The organism is Bradyrhizobium sp. USDA 3256 (genome assembly GCF_054058275.1).
Window position 1 is genome coordinate 1,027,939 of sequence record NZ_JBSSAE010000002.1, and the last position, 15,451, is coordinate 1,043,389.

Sequence of the window (15,451 nt, forward strand, 5' to 3'; positions counted from 1 at the left end):
AATGTGCTCTGGTCGGGTCAATGACGCCGCCTGATCTTAGTCTCCCGAATGACGTAGAGACGCTGAAGGCCATGGTTCTTGCCATGGCCGAGAAAGCGGCCCGCGCCGATGCTCTGGAGAGCGAGGTCGCCGATCTCAAGGCCCGCAGCGCCGATGCCGATGCGCGCATCGAGCGGCTGACGCAGATCCTGAAGGCCTTCGACCGCGCCCGGTTCGGCCGACGATCGGAAAAGCTCGGCTCGGCGAACGGCGACGATGAACAGCAGGCCTTCGTCTTCGAGGAGATCGAGACCGGCATCGCTGCGATCAAGGCCCAGGTCGGCAAGGGCCGTGCGCAGGCGGATGGCACGCGTGCACCGCGTCGGCGCAAGGGCTTTGCGCCCCATCTGGAACGGATCGAAACTGTCATTGAGCCGCACGAGCTGGCTGAGCATGCAGGCAAGCAGAAGGTGCTGATCGGCGAGGACGTGTCGGAGCGCCTGGATGTGGTGCCGGCGAAGTTCCGTGTGATCGTCACGCGCCGTCCCAAGTATGCCTTCAAGAACGCGGACGGCGTCATCCAGGCGCCGGCCCCGGCCCATATCATTGAAGGAGGCATTCCGACGGAAGCGCTTCTGGCCCAGATCGCCGTCGCCAAATATGCCGATGGCCTGCCGCTCTACCGGCAGGAGGCTATCTACGCCCGCGATCATGTCGAGTTGGACCGCCAGCTGATGGCACAATGGATGGGCAAGCTCGGCTTCGAGCTCGAGATCATGGCCGACTACATCTTCAGCGAGGTCAAGAAGGCCGAACGGGTCTTTGCCGACGAAACCACTTTGCCGACGCTCGCTCCGGGCTCCGGATCGACAAAGACGGCCTACTTATGGGCCTATGCCCGAGATGACCGAACCTTTGGCCGCAACGGTCCGCCGATGGTGGCTTATCGCTTCGAAGACAGCCGCGCCAGCGAATGCGCGGTCCGACACCTCAATGGTTATCGCGGCATCCTGCAGGTGGATGGCTATGCCGCCTATAACAAGCTCGCGCGATCCGATCGCGGCAATGATGGCATCACCTTGGCTGGCTGCTGGTCACACTGCAGGCGCAAGTTCTACGAGCTGCATGTTGCTGGGAGCTCAGAAGTGGCAACGGCGACGGTCGAGCGGATGGCGAAGCTCTGGCAGGTCGAGAAAACCGTGCGCGGTCAAAGCCCCGACGCTCGCGTTGCCGCGCGCCAGCAAGCCTCCGCGGCGATCGTCACAGATCTCTTCGATCTCTGGCAGCAGACCTTGCGGCGGATCTCCGGCAAATCAAAATTGGCCGAGGCGATCCGTTATGCCGTCTCGCGCCGTGCCATCTTCGAACGCTTCCTGACCGATGGCCGCATCGAGCTCGACTCCAACATCGTCGAACGCGCCATCCGGCCACAAACAATCACGAGAAAGAATAGCCTCTTCGCGGGCAGCGACGGCGGCGGACGAACCTGGGCAACCATCGCAACGCTGCTGCAGACGGCGAAAATGAACAACGTCGATCCGTTCGCCTGGCTTGCCCTAACACTTCAGCGTATCGCCAACGGCTGGCCGAGCAGCGAAATCGACGCGCTTATGCCATGGAACCACGCCGCCTAACGGCCTCAGCTTGCCGCTTACCGATGGCCGCGTCTGCCTCTCGAACAATGCTGCCGAACGAGCGTTACGCGGTGTGGCTGTCGGGAGACGAAATTGGACCTTCGCCGGTTCAGATGCTGGCGGCAATCGTGCCGCCGCCGTCTATACCCTGATCGAGACCTGCAAGATGAACAACGTTGATCCGCAAGCCTGGCTCGCTGACATGCTGGCCAGGCTTCCAGATCACCCCGCCAACAGTGTCGCCGACCTACTCCCGTGGAATTGGAAGGCGACCCGACAGTCCAAAGCCGCTGCCGCCTGAGCGCCACGGCTGATCGGCGCGCCTGCCCGGGGTGCTGACCGGATGCGTACCCTTGATCGGCTGCACCTGACGCTTCAGGCGGCGTTTGGCTGGACGGATAGCGATCTCTTCGAGTTCCTCGCTGGCGAAGGACATTGGGGCATCCCTGATCCCGATGGTGATTTTGGCCCCAGCCCATCGATGCCCGCAAGGCGCGGCTCTGCGATATCGTCCGGGAGACCGGCGCCAAGACGATCCATTATCTCTAGACTTCGGCGACAGCTGGGACCATGTGATCAAGCTCGAAAAATGGTTCGACAACACGTCGACGGATGGTCTTCCATTCTTGCTCGAGGCCGCCGGTCGTTGTCCTCCGGATGATGTTGGAGGTGCGCACGGATATGCCGACTATACCTCGATGCCATCGGCGACCCTACCCATCCAGAGCATGAGAATATGCGCCTCTGGGGTCCCCGCAGTTCGATCCCAACGTCGTCGATCTGAAGGCGCTCGAGGCCGCCGTCAACGCATTCTCCGAAAAGTGTAAGCCACGCCGACACAAGCTGCGGTTAAAATAGACGTCAAGCGCCAATCAAAAGGGCCGCAGAGCTACGCATAGATATCGCGCTCGATCTCAAACAATTGGTCAATCCGACGAACCGCTTCCAGCGCAACGGGCGAGATCGCCGTCGCCGATCTTCCCCGGCGAGCATTCTGGGGCGATGTCGGCCAGTTCGAAGAACGCCCTCCAGCCATGTGCCCAGCAGAAGGCGGGCGTGGCTGGCAACGCCTTGCGTCCGCAATCGAAGAGGGCGTTGAACCCGCTATAGGCATCGGCCTGCAGGATGCCGGCGAAGTTCTGAAGATGCAGCGCGGGATGCTCGCCGCGCCGATCAAGTGAGGCGCAGGATGCATAAGAAAGACCCCGAACTCCTCAAGCGATGGGATCGGTGATCCACTATCAGCGGCTTAGCTCGGACGGACGGCGAGGACGTGGATCGCGTTCCAGAAATCGCCATCGACATGACGCGTGGGTCTGCGGAAACAACCTATGGCCGGACTGGTCGACGCTCGAAAGTCGTCGGCATCACCAATCGACTGCAGCCAGCTGGCGGCAGTTAGGTTAACGGTATCGCGCAAAAGGAAACTTCGTCCCTCTACGGACCACTCTCATCCGCTGTTACTGGGCCGCTTGTGAGATTCGCGACCAATGTCGGAAAGGTGACGACACGCAGGCCCTGACAAAGCACATAAACAGCGATTTCAGTTGGCGTGCCGTTTGCTTCGGTTGCGGCGTCAGCAGGTTGGCATCGTCAGAGGCGGGGAGATCATCGATGTAGCAAGCAGAGGTAGAACAATATATCGAGTATCCAGCGAAACAGCGTCGTCTACTCTAAATCTCAAACAGAATGTTGCACGTCTGGCGTATGGAGCCCAGTTCGAAATACGCAGCCGGACTGCATCCATACCCGTAAGTCGCGTGCGCCTTCGTGTTTCTGGGTGCAATGCTTGGCCACCTGATTGAATGTTTTCCAGATATGCCCCCATAGAAGTCATTGTGCAGCTATGAAAAGAAGTCCAACGATCTCACGGATAAATTTAGCGAATACGCATCCCGCTAATGTGTATATGTCTCCTGTCAACTTGACAGCCAATGGCAGAGCACATTTGGGGCATGCCGCTGGGCCATATCTCAGAATGGACGTTGTGCAGAAGCACCTGAAGAGGGCAGGGCATCATGTCCGTTCTGGGCTGACGACCGACGGTTTCGAGAATCACGTCCTGGTCCGAGCGGCTATTGAGAACATTGACCCGTCCGACCTGGCACATGGCTTCCATATCAGAATCGTTGAGGATCTCGCCTCGTTAGGTATCGTTTTCGATCATTTCGATGATCCGGCGTACGGCAGGAATCTGCAGCGCTTTTCGAATGTCGGTAACGCGCTCATGGGCGCCTTATCTGCGGCGGGCTCGCTACATTTCTCCGCAGCGCGCTTACCAGTGGACGACGCGGGTTCTGCTGCCACGCCACGGGAAGAGCGTTTCTGCATTGGAGGCTGGCTTGGTGCAACCTGTCCGGTTTGCCTGGCATCCGCGGGCAGCTTCTTCTGCGAACAGTGCGGACATCATTTCGAGCCCGAGGAAGCGCTGAATACGGTATCCAGGCGCGGCCGGATTGTCGAATGGTCCGAAAACATTTCCGCCTTCCTTTCAATTTCGGGAAAGGACCGACTTTTACGGGCTTGGGACGACATCGCCGTCGAATCCAGCTTTCTGGAGATAGGGAAACGGTACGTCGCATGCAAAGGACAGCAAATGCGGTTGACCGTACCGGGACTGCACGGGTTGGCTTGGAACTCGCGGCATTTCAACAGCCAGCAGATATTATTTAGCTACTCCTCGTTGCTCTACGCTCATTCTCTCTATTGTGGGCATAGGGACACGGAGGGCACCGGCAAGCCCAATCCGTTTGCGCGCGAGTCCGATGCGTTCCTCATTGGCGCTACTGGTCTCGATAACACAATTCCGATGCTTGTCGGAGTTACTGGATGCGCGTTGGGCCAGAACTCGTTCCGCCCGTTTGATCGAATATTCTTTAATCACTTCCTTCGGCTGAACGGTTCGAAGTTCTCTACCAGTCGCGGTCACGTGATCTGGGCAGGTGAAATCGCTCGAATTCCAAGTATATCCGTCGACGTCCTTAGAGTGTACCTGTCGGAAATCTGCCCGGAGGAAACCGAAACCGATTTGGTGTCAGAGCAATTGGTCGATCGTTACAACGCAATTCTCGACAAGATGTCTGCGGCCATCGACCGCTGCACGGAGTCCATAAACGCGACACCGGCCCTCGCTGGATGTCAGGTGGATAGTGCGATGATGGTTACGTTGGATCACCTCTACGAAAAACAGTGCGCCGCGCTTTCGCTTGACTATCTGCGGGTATCGCAAGCGTCGCGGCCGCTTATCGAGTGGGTTGATCATCTTGATGGCACGCCGGACCATCAGGCCGCTTACACTTGGCTTATGGGGTTCAGCATATTGGCTTGGCCGCTGATGCCCAAGATAACAGGAGCCCTATGGCACTGGCTCGGTCACAGCGGGCATCCCGTTGCCGCACGCGCTTCGACGCCTTCATCCCAACGAAGTGGAGCGGCACCTAAGATCGATGGGCGCAGGTTGTCGGTTGGTGACATTGAGCGATGCCTTCCGGGAAAGATTGCAGCATGACACCCGCCGCGAACGTCGTTCCCGCCGAGAAACTGCCCAATGCAGTGCCGTTAGACGTCTCCATCCCTTTCATGCTTGGTAGTGTTAGCTTGGCCGCATCCTATGGCTCGAGCTTCTTTCTCGTGGACGCTCTGCGGTCCATACAACAAAGCGCCACGACCGCCGGAGCCGTTATCTCGACCGGTACGATCACGACAATACTGTGTTCGCTTGTTGCTGGTCGCATCGCGGATTTACTGGGCGTGATGCGAACTATCACTCTCGCCGCGGGGGTGATGTCGATAGCGATGATATGCTTCGCATCAGCATCGACTTTGACGCTCTTCCCTTACATCGGTGGGCTTTTTCTCGGCATTGGATGGTCGGCCTTCTACATCCTGGCGCCGCTTCAAGTCTTGTGTCACGTGCGGGCCGAGGCCCGTATCAAATATCTTACCTTACTTTCCGGATCTCAAATGCTGGGCATCGGGCTTACTGTCCCCCTAGCACGCGCCATTGCGGAAATTGCTGGATCCTACACCGCAGTTTACTCGCTTTTTGCGGCTGCATGTCTCGTTGGTGCGATGCTTTTGGAGTTCGCCGGTCGAGCACTAGCGCACGCTCCTCAGATCGAAATGCCGACCGTACGACTCACCCTCGAAGGCGTGCTAGGAACCTTTAAATCGAACACGCGCTATCCGATCATCATGATCGGCGTCGGGGCTTGCGTTTTTGCAGGTCTTTCCACATTCCAAACGCTTTACGCTATCACGCGAGCGCAATCTTCCGATACGTTCTTTGTAGTCTTCACTCTGACGGCCGTCTTATTGCGGTTTGCAGTTGCGCCGATAATTGGAAAGTTTCGGCTTGAACGCGTGGCCGCATTTCTTATCGTGTGCACTATCGCGGGGCTGTCCATGCTTTTGATGAACGTAAGTAGTACGGTAATCTACATCATCGGAACAACGATGTTCGCGCTGGGATATGGTCTTAGCTATTCGACATTGAACAGTATGGTCGTTGAGATCGCTGGCATGGATGGGACATCGTTGGCCATTGCTTCTCAAGTCTTCACACTCTCCTATTTCATAGGCCTATTTGGATTTCCATACATCGCTGGGCAGATCGTGAAGGCGGGCAGCTTCGATCATCTGCTGATAAGCATGATGGTGCTTATCGTCGCTAATGCAATTCTTCTTGCAAATCAAGTGTTCTCGGCCAGCCGAGATCATTGACTGCCAAGGGATCATGGGATGCTGAAGCACAGCGACGGCTGTAACGTAATCGCGATCGGTGCAGGGCCGGCTAATCTGAGTTTGGCAGCGCTCGCCACTCCGATTCCGGACATTTCGTTGAGCATCCTCGAAAGCTCAGAAGAGGTGAAGTGGCATCCCGGCCTGCTTTTGGCAGGTGCCGTCATGCAAACCAGCCCGATGAAGGACTTGGTCACACCGGCGGATCCGACGAGCGCATACAGTTTCCTCGCCTACTTGCATGATAAAAAGCGCCTTTATCAAGCGATCGTGCGGGGACTGGCGTCTGTTAGCCGTAGTGAATTTGAAGACTATTTGCGCTGGGCAGCAGCGAAGCTGGCAAACATTCAATTCGGCGAACACGTGACTGCGGTAGAACTGCGCGGCGAGTCCTTTAGTATCATAACGAGTTGCGGCAATTATCAAACCGGTACGATTGTGCTTGGCGTGGGCAGGGTACCGTCTCTACCTGACTGGGGCAGGAATGCGCCGCCAAACGAGGTGTTTCACGGGAGCTCCCTTCTCGTGCGGCGACACGAGCTTTCAGGCAAGCGTGTCGTCATCGTAGGTGGCGGCCAAAGCGGGGCTGAAATATTTCTTCATCTTCTCAGCGGTGCATGCGGTCCGTTGGGAGCCCTGACCTGGGTGACGCGCCGCGCAAACATATTCGCGCTTGAGGACAGTCCTTTCGTCAACGAATGGTTCTTTCCGCAACATGTTTATTGGTTCTTTGACCAGAGTGAAGCGGCCCGGAAGCAAATCCTTGAACGACAATCGTTGGCCAGCGATGGCGTCAACGGCTCGACGCTGCGCGCTATCTACAACGCGTTGTACGATCGCGAGGTTCATAGACGGGCCTATCCGGCGCACATAGAAATACGCGTGGACACCACGGCTGAGGACTTGCGCGGCGTATCTCCCGTTCGCTTGGACTTGCGTCAGCGGAAGACAGGCACTCCCTCGCAACATGTCGCGGACATTGTCGTCTTGGCCACAGGCTACCGCACCGAAATCCCTTCGTTTCTGGCGCCGATCGCAGGCCGGCTCGCGGTCTTGAATGCCCCGGGAGGCTCTCAAGAGATCGTGGTCGACAAGGACTTCTCGGCTCGTTTTGACGGTCCCGCAAAGTGTCGTTTGTACGTCCAGAATGGCGCACGCTTTCAACATGGCATCGCTGACACAAATCTGAGCTTAGTTCCTTGGCGCGCTTCGCTGATCCTCAATTCCATCCTCGGCCGCTTAGCTTACGATTGCGGGCCTGCAACAGGCGTCATCAAGTGGAATAGCGTTGGTTTCGAGGGCTCCTGCTGATCGGCGAACCAGTCTGCCGCATGCCACGACCACCCGATAGTCATTCGGAGTATACCATGAAGAATGCACAGTTGATGGCCCTAGGTGACATGACGGTCTATAGCCCTGGTGTAGTCTTGCAGCACGTCGAACAAAACGGGGCGTCCGAGACCGCTTGTCCCGTCGACCTCATTGAATTCCGACTGGATCCGTTCGCAGTGTCGACGCCTCATTCCCATCCTTGCTGCGAAATCTGGCGCATCACGAGCGGCCACGGTCGGGTGATAACTGACGATGGAGAGTTGGATATCAAGGCGGGCGATCTCGTGTTTCTGCAGCCAGATCGCGCCCATCATTTGGAAAATCGCGGCAGCGAAGTTCTGAGCGCTTTGTCTATCGCCTGGGGACGAGACCGATGACCGACAACATTTATGACCTGGCGGTCATTGGCGCCGGCGTCATGGGCCTGAGTGCCGCCGTCATTGCAGCGAACAATAGTCCCGGGGAACGAATCGTCATCTTCGATCGGGAGACCGTTGGGGCAGGTGCCAGTGGGTTTGCCCCCGGAATCCAGATCAACATCGGTCGTAATGAAAAGGAAAGAAGCCTCGTCAGTGCTGGTTCGAAGATTTGGCGAGATATCTATCCCCATGGGCAATGGCCCAAAGGTCGAAACTGTGATGTGTTTTGGTTGACGCGTAATCCAGAAGAACTCACACGAACGAGCTGTGTGGTCCGAACCACCCCATCAGCTTCTTTCGCGCTCACGGAGAGGCTTTCCTCGCTGCCGCAATTGTCGGTTCCCGCCGATATGGCCGTGGCGCTGGATCGGGGGTCTTACTGTCCAGTCGATTCCATCGTTCAGGATCTGGCCCAAAGGCTCAGGGCCGTTGGGATTTCGATATGCGAGGGTACATCCATTGAACGGATACGGCAGGGACCAAGCCATATACTTCTTCAGACCTCTGTTGATAGCGAACTCTCGGCAAGACGGGTCGTTCTGGCAATCGGTCCATGGCTGCCAGGGTCACCGTTGCGCGCGCATCTCGGGGCGGAGCCGCGATTGCGAGTTAAAAAGGTCGTCGCGCTTCACTTGGCGGCGCGCCCCACCGCGAACTGTCCAATGATCGGCTTGTTCGATGATTACGCGTTCCTCGTTCCCATGATCGAGGAGGGGTATTGGTTGTTCAGTTTTACCTCGCAAGAGTGGAATGTGAGGCCTGACACCAGCCGGCTGAATATTAATTCGGATGATCTCGCGCGCGCCACCGCGATCCTCGCGAAATGGTTTTCGCCGGAGATACCCGCGGTGGCGTCAGCGCGTGTGTTTTGCGACTGCTATTCTGATGATGGTGTCCCATTCTCTCGTCCAGCTCAAGACGTCGCCGGTCTGTATGTCATTGGTGGCGGTGCAGGTAACGGGTTTCGCTTTGGGCCCGCGTGCGCGGAAGAGGCAATAAGATCCCTGTATTCTCACCATCGATAGGTCTTCGGCGTGCCCTGATAAGAAGACATATGCCGGATATGATCGGTATCGAAGCAAATCCCTATCATAAGCTTGCAGACGTCGGTTGCGAGACGTCGAGATCGACCATGATTGTTGATCTCAGCGCCATTGAAGCCAACTATCGGAAGTGCCAGGCGCTTGCGCCTCACAGCGCTTGCGGCGCCGTTGTCAAGGCCGATGCCTACGGCCTTGGCGCGGCACGTGTAGCGCCCTTCCTAGCTTACCTCGGCTGCGCGCATTTTTTCGTCACCGATGTGGCGGAAGGTATTGCCCTGCGCGATGTGCTGCCATCATCGGCAAAGATCTATACGCTACACGGCGCTATGCCAGGCACGGAGCTGGCGGCCGAGCGGCACGATTTGTTGCCAATCCTCAATAGCAGGGAACAATTGGAGGCTTGGCTTCGGCATTGCCGACTTCGGAATCGCGCGCTGCCGGCAGGGATTCATGTCGACACTGGCCTGTCTCGGTTGGGATTTCCCATTGATGAGTTGCACACAATCGCCGAGAACAAAGGCGGGCTGTCGGAATTGCCTGTAGTGTTGTTCATGAGTCAGCTCGCCTGTGCGGAGTGGCGAAACGAGATCTCTCTGCAACAACTAAATCGGTTCCGCAGACTTTCCCATTTGTTCCCGAATGCGAGTCTTTCTCTATCGAATTCGGCGGGACTATTTGCCGGATGTGAATTTCATTTTGACCTCATAAGATCGGGTGGGGGGATCTTCGGCTTCTCGACGGCCGATGATCCCGATTTCAAGCCAGCACAAGTCGTCCGTTTGCGAACGCAAATTATTCAATGCCGTAAACTCGAGCATGGGGAAGCCATCGGATACCTCAGGTCATACACAGTCAAGAAGCGGATGCGGGTTGCGACGGCCGCTATTGGTTATGCAGATGGATTTCCGCGTACTCTAGGCAATCGAGGGCATGTCTTCATATGTGGTAATCGTGCGCCTATCGTTGGCTTCGTTTCGATGGATCTTATTACCATTGACGTAACTGATCTGCCCGAGAGTTGGACTCTGCCCGGTACCGTGGTGGACCTCATCTGCCCCGAGCAAACCGTGGGGGACCTGGCGTCAGCCGCGAAAATGCTGAGCGACGAATTGACCACAGGTATTGGACAGCGATGCCGCAGGCTTTACGTCTCTTCCTAACGAGATGATATGAGGCGCCGATGAACTCCTCCACGCTCCGATCCCAGAAAGTCAATCGAGCGATCTATCTTGGCGATGAAGGCGTGCGCCTTATGCGTCCGAGCTGCTTCACTGCGGAGGTGCGTCAATTCCATAACCGTGAGAGACTATTCTACCTCGATCTCCTATGTACAACCCGATACGAGTTGATCATAGAAGTAGGTTGTAGTGGCTACCGCCTTATTGGCATCAAGGACGATGACAATGATTATCTTGGCATCGAAATAAACCCACCTCGTGTGCGCCGGTTAAAGAGTAGGAGAGCGGCGGTTATGCGCTGCGAGGCCAGAAAATTCTTCAAAAGAACGCGACTGATTGATGAGATCATGCGCCGATATGATGAAAAAGTGCTTTGCATACTGCCGTTCAATTTCCTTGGTACGATGGATGCGCCAATGGAATTTCTGACGCTGGTCTGTAAAGCGCCCTTTGATCTAGCTTTGTCGCTCTTTTCGACGAGCGAGACGGCAACGCTGGCTCGCCACGAATATTATGATCTTTGTGGCATTATCGTTCGGGGGGTGGTGCGCACGGATGACTATGTTCGATTAGAGTGCTCCAACGGTTTCCAGGCGTTCGCTTTCGATCCGGTCTTTTTGGTGAACCGCATATCGGCGTATGGCTTCCGCTTGAACGACATAGAATACCATGATGTCTGTAACTTCCTCCATTTCAAAAAAAGAAAATCCTGAAATGAGTAGTCAGCATAATGCCAACCGTGCCCGGAAACAGATGTTAGATCCTCGACGTCATCCGGATCACTAGAAAGCAAGCAGCAGGGAAGGCCACCGCCATCGTTTCACCTCATGCGACAACGCAAGGGGATACCTGTGATCCAGGTGTGAGGCGACTTTCCGCAAAACGGCGGGTATCGGACTTGCGTCCATGCCGGCCGGGTCGGTTACTGACTTCACGAGGCTGACACCCCCGATGTTCTGAGATGGATAGCGAGAATGTGCTCTGGAGTCTCTCGAACCTCAACCGTCTGAGCGCCGCTGCCGACGAACTCCAAGATCGTCTTGTCGCCGTCCCGCCACATCCCGCCCACCAGCGAGAAATTGACATAATACGGCTTGCCGCTGTCGAAGCGGGTACATCTGATCCAGAAGCGCATCGGCATTCTCCGGTTGGGCGGGCCTCGACGATCCGCGTTTCCGCGCCTAGAACGCCTTGCGCAACTCGCGTGCGGCAGCAACCATGTTGACGAGCGCGGGACGCACTTCCTCCCATCTGCGTGTCTTCAGGCCGCAATCGGGATTGATCCAGAGCTGCGAGTCCGACAAACGTTTTCGGGCCAGCGTGATGAGGTCCCTCATCTCGGTAGTTTCGGGGACGCGTGGAGAGTGGATGTCGTAGACGCCAGGACCGATATCGTTAGGATATTTGAAGCTGGTGAACGCATCGAGCAGTTCCATCTTGGACCGCGACGTCTCGATCGAGATGACGTCGGCGTCCATCGCCGCAATCGCGTCGATGATGGCGTTGAACTCCGAGTAGCACATGTGGGTGTGGATCTGCGTGGCATCGGCAACGCCCGTCGAGCAGATGTGGAAGCTTTCCACAGCCCATTCGAGATAGGTCTTCCACTCGGAATGACGCAGCGGCAGGCCTTCGCGCAAGGCGGCTTCATCGATCTGGATCATGGTCGCTCCGGCCTTTTCGAGGTCGGTAACCTCGTCGCGGATCGCGAGTGCGATCTGGCGGCAGGCTTCGCTGCGCGGCAGGTCGTCGCGAACGAACGACCAGTTCAGGATCGTCACCGGTCCGGTGAGCATCGCCTTCATCGGCTTCCTGGTCAACGATTGCGAGTAACGCCACCACTCGACCGTCATCGGTTTCGGCCGGGAGACGTCACCGAACAGGATCGGCGGACGAACATAGCGCGAGCCGTAGGACTGCACCCAGCCATACTGGGTGAAGACGAAGCCGGAGAGCTGTTCGCCAAAATACTGCACCATGTCGTTGCGCTCGAACTCGCCATGAACCAGCACGTCGAGTCCGATCTCCTCCTGCCAGCGTATGGTGCGGGCAGTTTCCTCCTTGAGGAACTGCTTGTACTGGGCGTCGGTCAGTGTGCCCTTGGCATGGGCCGCACGAGCATTGCGGACGTCGGCGGTTTGCGGGAATGAGCCGATAGTCGTCGTCGGGAAGGCAGGCAGGGCAAAGCGCTTGCGCTGGACTTCGGCGCGGCTGGCAAAGGTGCTGGTGCGACGGCGCATCGCGTCGTCGATCGTCGCCATCCGCTTGGCAACGGTCGCGTCGTGGATCTTAGGCGAGGTCCGGCGTGCCTTGGCGGCCTTGTCCGAGGCGGCTAGGGCGTCCGCGACGCTGGCGTCGCCAGCCAATGCCTTCGCCAGCGTGGAGAGTTCGGCGATCTTCTGCACGGAGAAGGCAAGCCAGCTCTTCACATCCGGATCGAGACCGGTCTCAAGCTCTAAGTCGATCGGCGTATGCAGTAGCGAGCAGGACGGAGCGATCTGGACGCGGCCGGCGCCTAGCTTGGCGATGACCGGCTTGTAGCGCTCGACCAGCGCCGACAGATTGGAGCGCCAGACGTTGCGGCCGTCAATGACGCCGAGCGAAATCACGAGATCCTCGCGGGCACCGGATTCGATCTGGCTCAGTTGCTGCGGCGCGCGGATCAAGTCGACGTGCAGACCTGCCACCGGCAGGGCCAACACGGTCGCGATAGTGTCGCCGATCGCACCGAAGTAAGTGGCGAGCATGATCTTGATGCCCGGTACGCCTTTGGCGAGCCGAGCATAGGCGCGCTGGAGCGCATTCCTCTCGGTCTCGTTGAGATCGAGCACGAGGCAGGGTTCGTCGATCTGGACCCATTCTGCGCCGCGCTTGGCGAGCTCCTGGAGAACCTCGACATAGACCGGCAGCAGGCCGTCGAGCAGCGAGACCGGATCGACCGAGGCATCATGGCTCTTGCCGAGCTTCAGGAGGGTGACAGGGCCGACGAGCACCGGACGGGTCTGATATCCGAGCGCTTTCGCCTCGTCATACTCTTCGATCACCTTGCGGGACGAGAGCTTGAATGTCTGTCTCTCGTGAAATTCCGGGACCATGTAGTGGTAATTGGTGTCGAACCACTTGGTCATTTCCTGCGCTGTCGCGCCATGGCCACGGTGGGCGTGACTGCAGCTCGCGTCGTGCGCGTCGCCTTGCGAACCGCGCGCCATCGCGAAATAGGTCTTGAGCGAGACTGCTCCGCCCTTCCAGCCATAGGCCTCGGGGATGGCGCCGACCATCACGCTGGTGTCGAGCACGTGGTCATAAAGCGAAAAATCGTTCGACGGTATAATGGTCGCGCCGAGTGATTTCTGGCGTGCCCAGTTGGCGACACGGAGCCCGGCTGCAGCTTCGAGAAGTTGCTGCTCGCTGATCTTGCCGGCCCAGAAGCTTTCGAGCGCGAGTTTGAGTTCGCGGCGCGGCCCGATGCGGGGTGTGCCGAGTGTTGCAACTGGAACTGAAAGAGAAGTCATAGCTTTAACCCCAGGTGGTGGGGGCAAAAGGCCATGGCGGACGCTGGCAGGGCAGCCGCGGATGCGGCAGCTGCTTGGCGTACCACCGGGACACCCCGCCCGTGGACGATTATGTTGTCGGGGCAGGTCTCCTGGCTCGCGGGTCGTCGCCTGCATCCGGCCTTCCCGAAGCTTTCGCTTCAGTGACACTGATGGATGCGGGCTCACCGCTTACAGTTGCGGGGGCAGCGCCGGCATTGCCTCAATCCTGAACGGATGGAAAACGCACCGGCTTCCCTCTTAGCTCCGGATCAAGCGGGACCCGGAGAACCTCGACGTCTCCGATTATCTGCAACGACGGGCTCCCGTCAACCTCTCGATCGAAGAATCGAAAGCTTCGTAGGTCGTGTAATCCAATTGCCGCATAGAGTTCCGCGCGCGTCTGCATCCGCTCTACGATCTTGTGCGTGCCACCATCACGTAAAATTGCAGCATACAATTCTGCCTGCGCCTTGTTCGCCACTCGCAATGAGGACTCAGGCCATCACCATGGCATATCCTATCGCCTCGAACTCGGCGGCGGTGAAGAATGGGTCTTTCCAAACTCCGTCATGTTCGCGAGAAGCGACGCGCCGGGCATGCGCGCCGGAAAAGCGCGGAACATCTCGGCCGTGTTGAGTGCCTCCGGGAAGATCGCATCAGCCCCGGCCTCCATATAGGGCTTTGCCCGGGGTACGGCGCCAGCGAGGCCCTCGCTGGCGGCGGCGTCGGCCCTGGCGATGACCATGAGATCGCGACGCGCTTTTGATGCCGGCGCGACCTTGGCCGCCATGTCACGCGCATCGGCGATCTTCTTGTCGTTCAGATGGCCGCATTTCTTGGGCAGGATCTGGTCTTCCAGATGAAGCGCGCCGGCAACGGCATCCTCAAAGACGCGGGTGGCGTGCATCACATTCAGCGCCGCCTCACCGTAGCCGGTGTCGGCATCGACGAGCAGCGGCAGGTCCTGCGGCACGGACGATCTGCGTTTCCTTCCATCCCACGGAGACACTGACCTCCGGCAGCGGTCAAAAAGCGCTTCAAGCGCTTCGGCTCATTAAATCGAGTGTTTCGCCGCAGTTCCGATGCCGTGTAAATCAGAGGCGCAATGGCTTGAAACGATCGAATGTCCGGGCGCAGCCGAGAGCGCCATTTTGCGGGTGTGCGGTATCGTCGACCACAAGCTTCAGTGATTCCAAGATGAGCTTCTCACCGCGATGTCCGGCGACTTCGCGGTCGTGAACGAGTTCCTTGTGTGAGACCTGAAGGCGAGAGGGCTGTGGGACGAGGTGATAGTCTCTAATCGCCGCTGTGCCCAGATCGGGCTCGCGCCTGTCTTCGCCGACGTTGAGAACCCGTTCCCGTGGTGTCGGAGGCGATGGATCTGAAGAAGGAGAAGAACTCCTTCGAAACCGGCGTCATCAAATACCAGAACGGTGGCGCGCTCAGCTGGGACTGAGCATCAGGTCACGATGACGACCAGTGCCTTTTCTAGTTGAAATCGCGCTTACGCGCTCAAACGGGCGGGGCGGGATTATAGTTTCGGACCCGCGCTTCACTATGAAAATAAGTGGCAACTGGCGCACCCGATACGAT

Annotated in this window: 13 protein-coding genes, 4 pseudogenes and 1 riboswitch; of the genes and pseudogenes, 12 read left to right on the top strand and 5 right to left on the bottom strand. The window is 57.9% G+C overall.

What is annotated here, in order from left to right:
- The first annotated feature begins 20 nt into the window (after positions 1–20).
- Positions 21–1,613 carry an IS66 family transposase gene (gene tnpC, locus ACVWY5_RS06450; protein ID WP_456671629.1) on the top strand — a complete coding sequence of 531 codons (1,593 nt, stop codon included), beginning with the start codon at positions 21–23 and terminating at the stop codon, positions 1,611–1,613.
- A gap of 1 nt (position 1,614) precedes the next feature.
- Positions 1,615–1,914 (top strand): annotated as a pseudogene (locus tag ACVWY5_RS06455) (transposase domain-containing protein); the annotation flags it as partial.
- Here ACVWY5_RS06455 and ACVWY5_RS06460 read toward each other — a convergent pair.
- Positions 1,861–2,049, bottom strand: a complete 189-nt coding sequence (locus ACVWY5_RS06460) for a hypothetical protein (protein WP_038378133.1) — start codon at positions 2,047–2,049, stop codon at positions 1,861–1,863. The pseudogene ACVWY5_RS06455 and the gene ACVWY5_RS06460 sit on opposite strands and share 54 nt — an antisense overlap.
- Between ACVWY5_RS06460 and ACVWY5_RS06465 the strand changes: the two genes are divergently transcribed.
- Both ACVWY5_RS06465 and ACVWY5_RS06470 read left to right on the top strand, forming a co-directional pair.
- The gene (locus ACVWY5_RS06465; protein WP_456671767.1) at positions 1,981–2,274 is read left to right on the top strand and encodes a hypothetical protein; all 294 of its coding nucleotides are present in this window, start codon (positions 1,981–1,983) and stop codon (positions 2,272–2,274) included. The two genes, ACVWY5_RS06460 and ACVWY5_RS06465, sit on opposite strands and share 69 nt — an antisense overlap.
- Complete coding sequence (locus ACVWY5_RS06470; protein ID WP_321177234.1) at positions 2,186–2,440, top strand: IS1096 element passenger TnpR family protein; 255 nt, start codon at positions 2,186–2,188, stop codon at positions 2,438–2,440. Before ACVWY5_RS06465 ends, ACVWY5_RS06470 begins: the two co-directional genes overlap by 89 nt.
- A gap of 71 nt (positions 2,441–2,511) precedes the next feature.
- Here ACVWY5_RS06470 and ACVWY5_RS06475 read toward each other — a convergent pair.
- Positions 2,512–2,797, bottom strand: a pseudogene (locus ACVWY5_RS06475) (IS66 family transposase); the annotation flags it as partial.
- 725 nt (positions 2,798–3,522) lie between these two features.
- Between ACVWY5_RS06475 and ACVWY5_RS06480 the strand changes: the two are divergent.
- The 7 genes from ACVWY5_RS06480 to ACVWY5_RS06510 are packed head-to-tail and all read left to right on the top strand — an operon-like array spanning position 3,523 to position 11,038.
- Positions 3,523–5,121, top strand: a complete 1,599-nt coding sequence (locus ACVWY5_RS06480) for a class I tRNA ligase family protein (protein ID WP_456671659.1) — start codon at positions 3,523–3,525, stop codon at positions 5,119–5,121.
- Positions 5,118–6,335: an MFS transporter gene (locus ACVWY5_RS06485; RefSeq protein ID WP_038378132.1), complete on the top strand. Its 1,218-nt coding sequence runs from the start codon at positions 5,118–5,120 to the stop codon at positions 6,333–6,335. Before ACVWY5_RS06480 ends, ACVWY5_RS06485 begins: the two co-directional genes overlap by 4 nt.
- A gap of 18 nt (positions 6,336–6,353) precedes the next feature.
- A complete protein-coding gene (locus tag ACVWY5_RS06490) occupies positions 6,354–7,664 on the top strand; it encodes a lysine N(6)-hydroxylase/L-ornithine N(5)-oxygenase family protein (protein WP_028338139.1) in 1,311 nt (436 codons plus the stop codon).
- A gap of 56 nt (positions 7,665–7,720) precedes the next feature.
- Positions 7,721–8,062: a cupin domain-containing protein gene (locus ACVWY5_RS06495; protein WP_080667377.1), complete on the top strand. Its 342-nt coding sequence runs from the start codon at positions 7,721–7,723 to the stop codon at positions 8,060–8,062.
- Complete coding sequence (locus ACVWY5_RS06500) at positions 8,059–9,129, top strand: NAD(P)/FAD-dependent oxidoreductase (protein ID WP_038378131.1); 1,071 nt, start codon at positions 8,059–8,061, stop codon at positions 9,127–9,129. The genes ACVWY5_RS06495 and ACVWY5_RS06500 overlap by 4 nt, the downstream gene beginning before the upstream one ends.
- 29 nt (positions 9,130–9,158) lie before the next feature.
- Positions 9,159–10,307 carry an alanine racemase gene (gene alr / locus ACVWY5_RS06505; RefSeq protein ID WP_028338136.1) on the top strand — a complete coding sequence of 383 codons (1,149 nt, stop codon included), beginning with the start codon at positions 9,159–9,161 and terminating at the stop codon, positions 10,305–10,307.
- A 20-nt stretch (positions 10,308–10,327) separates the two neighbouring features.
- A complete protein-coding gene (locus ACVWY5_RS06510) occupies positions 10,328–11,038 on the top strand; it encodes a hypothetical protein (RefSeq protein ID WP_321177233.1) in 711 nt (236 codons plus the stop codon).
- A 218-nt stretch (positions 11,039–11,256) separates the two neighbouring features.
- Here ACVWY5_RS06510 and ACVWY5_RS06515 read toward each other — a convergent pair whose 3' ends face one another.
- The 3 genes and pseudogenes from ACVWY5_RS06515 to ACVWY5_RS06525 all read right to left on the bottom strand — a co-directional run.
- Positions 11,257–11,460, bottom strand: coding sequence for a hypothetical protein (locus ACVWY5_RS06515; RefSeq protein ID WP_028338135.1), 204 nt, complete (start codon positions 11,458–11,460; stop codon positions 11,257–11,259).
- Between the two features lie 46 nt (positions 11,461–11,506).
- The gene (metE, locus tag ACVWY5_RS06520) at positions 11,507–13,837 is read right to left on the bottom strand and encodes a 5-methyltetrahydropteroyltriglutamate--homocysteine S-methyltransferase (RefSeq protein ID WP_028338134.1); all 2,331 of its coding nucleotides are present in this window, start codon (positions 13,835–13,837) and stop codon (positions 11,507–11,509) included.
- Positions 13,838–13,941: 104 nt separating this feature from the next.
- A riboswitch (cobalamin riboswitch) is annotated at positions 13,942–14,166 on the bottom strand.
- A pseudogene (locus tag ACVWY5_RS06525) lies at positions 14,162–14,841 on the bottom strand (isocitrate lyase/phosphoenolpyruvate mutase family protein); the annotation flags it as partial. (Overlaps the previous riboswitch by 5 nt.)
- Positions 14,842–15,150: 309 nt before the next feature.
- Between ACVWY5_RS06525 and ACVWY5_RS06530 the strand changes: the two are divergent.
- Positions 15,151–15,314, top strand: a pseudogene (locus ACVWY5_RS06530) (ribonucleotide-diphosphate reductase subunit beta); the annotation flags it as partial.
- Between the last annotated feature and the right edge of the window lie 137 nt (positions 15,315–15,451).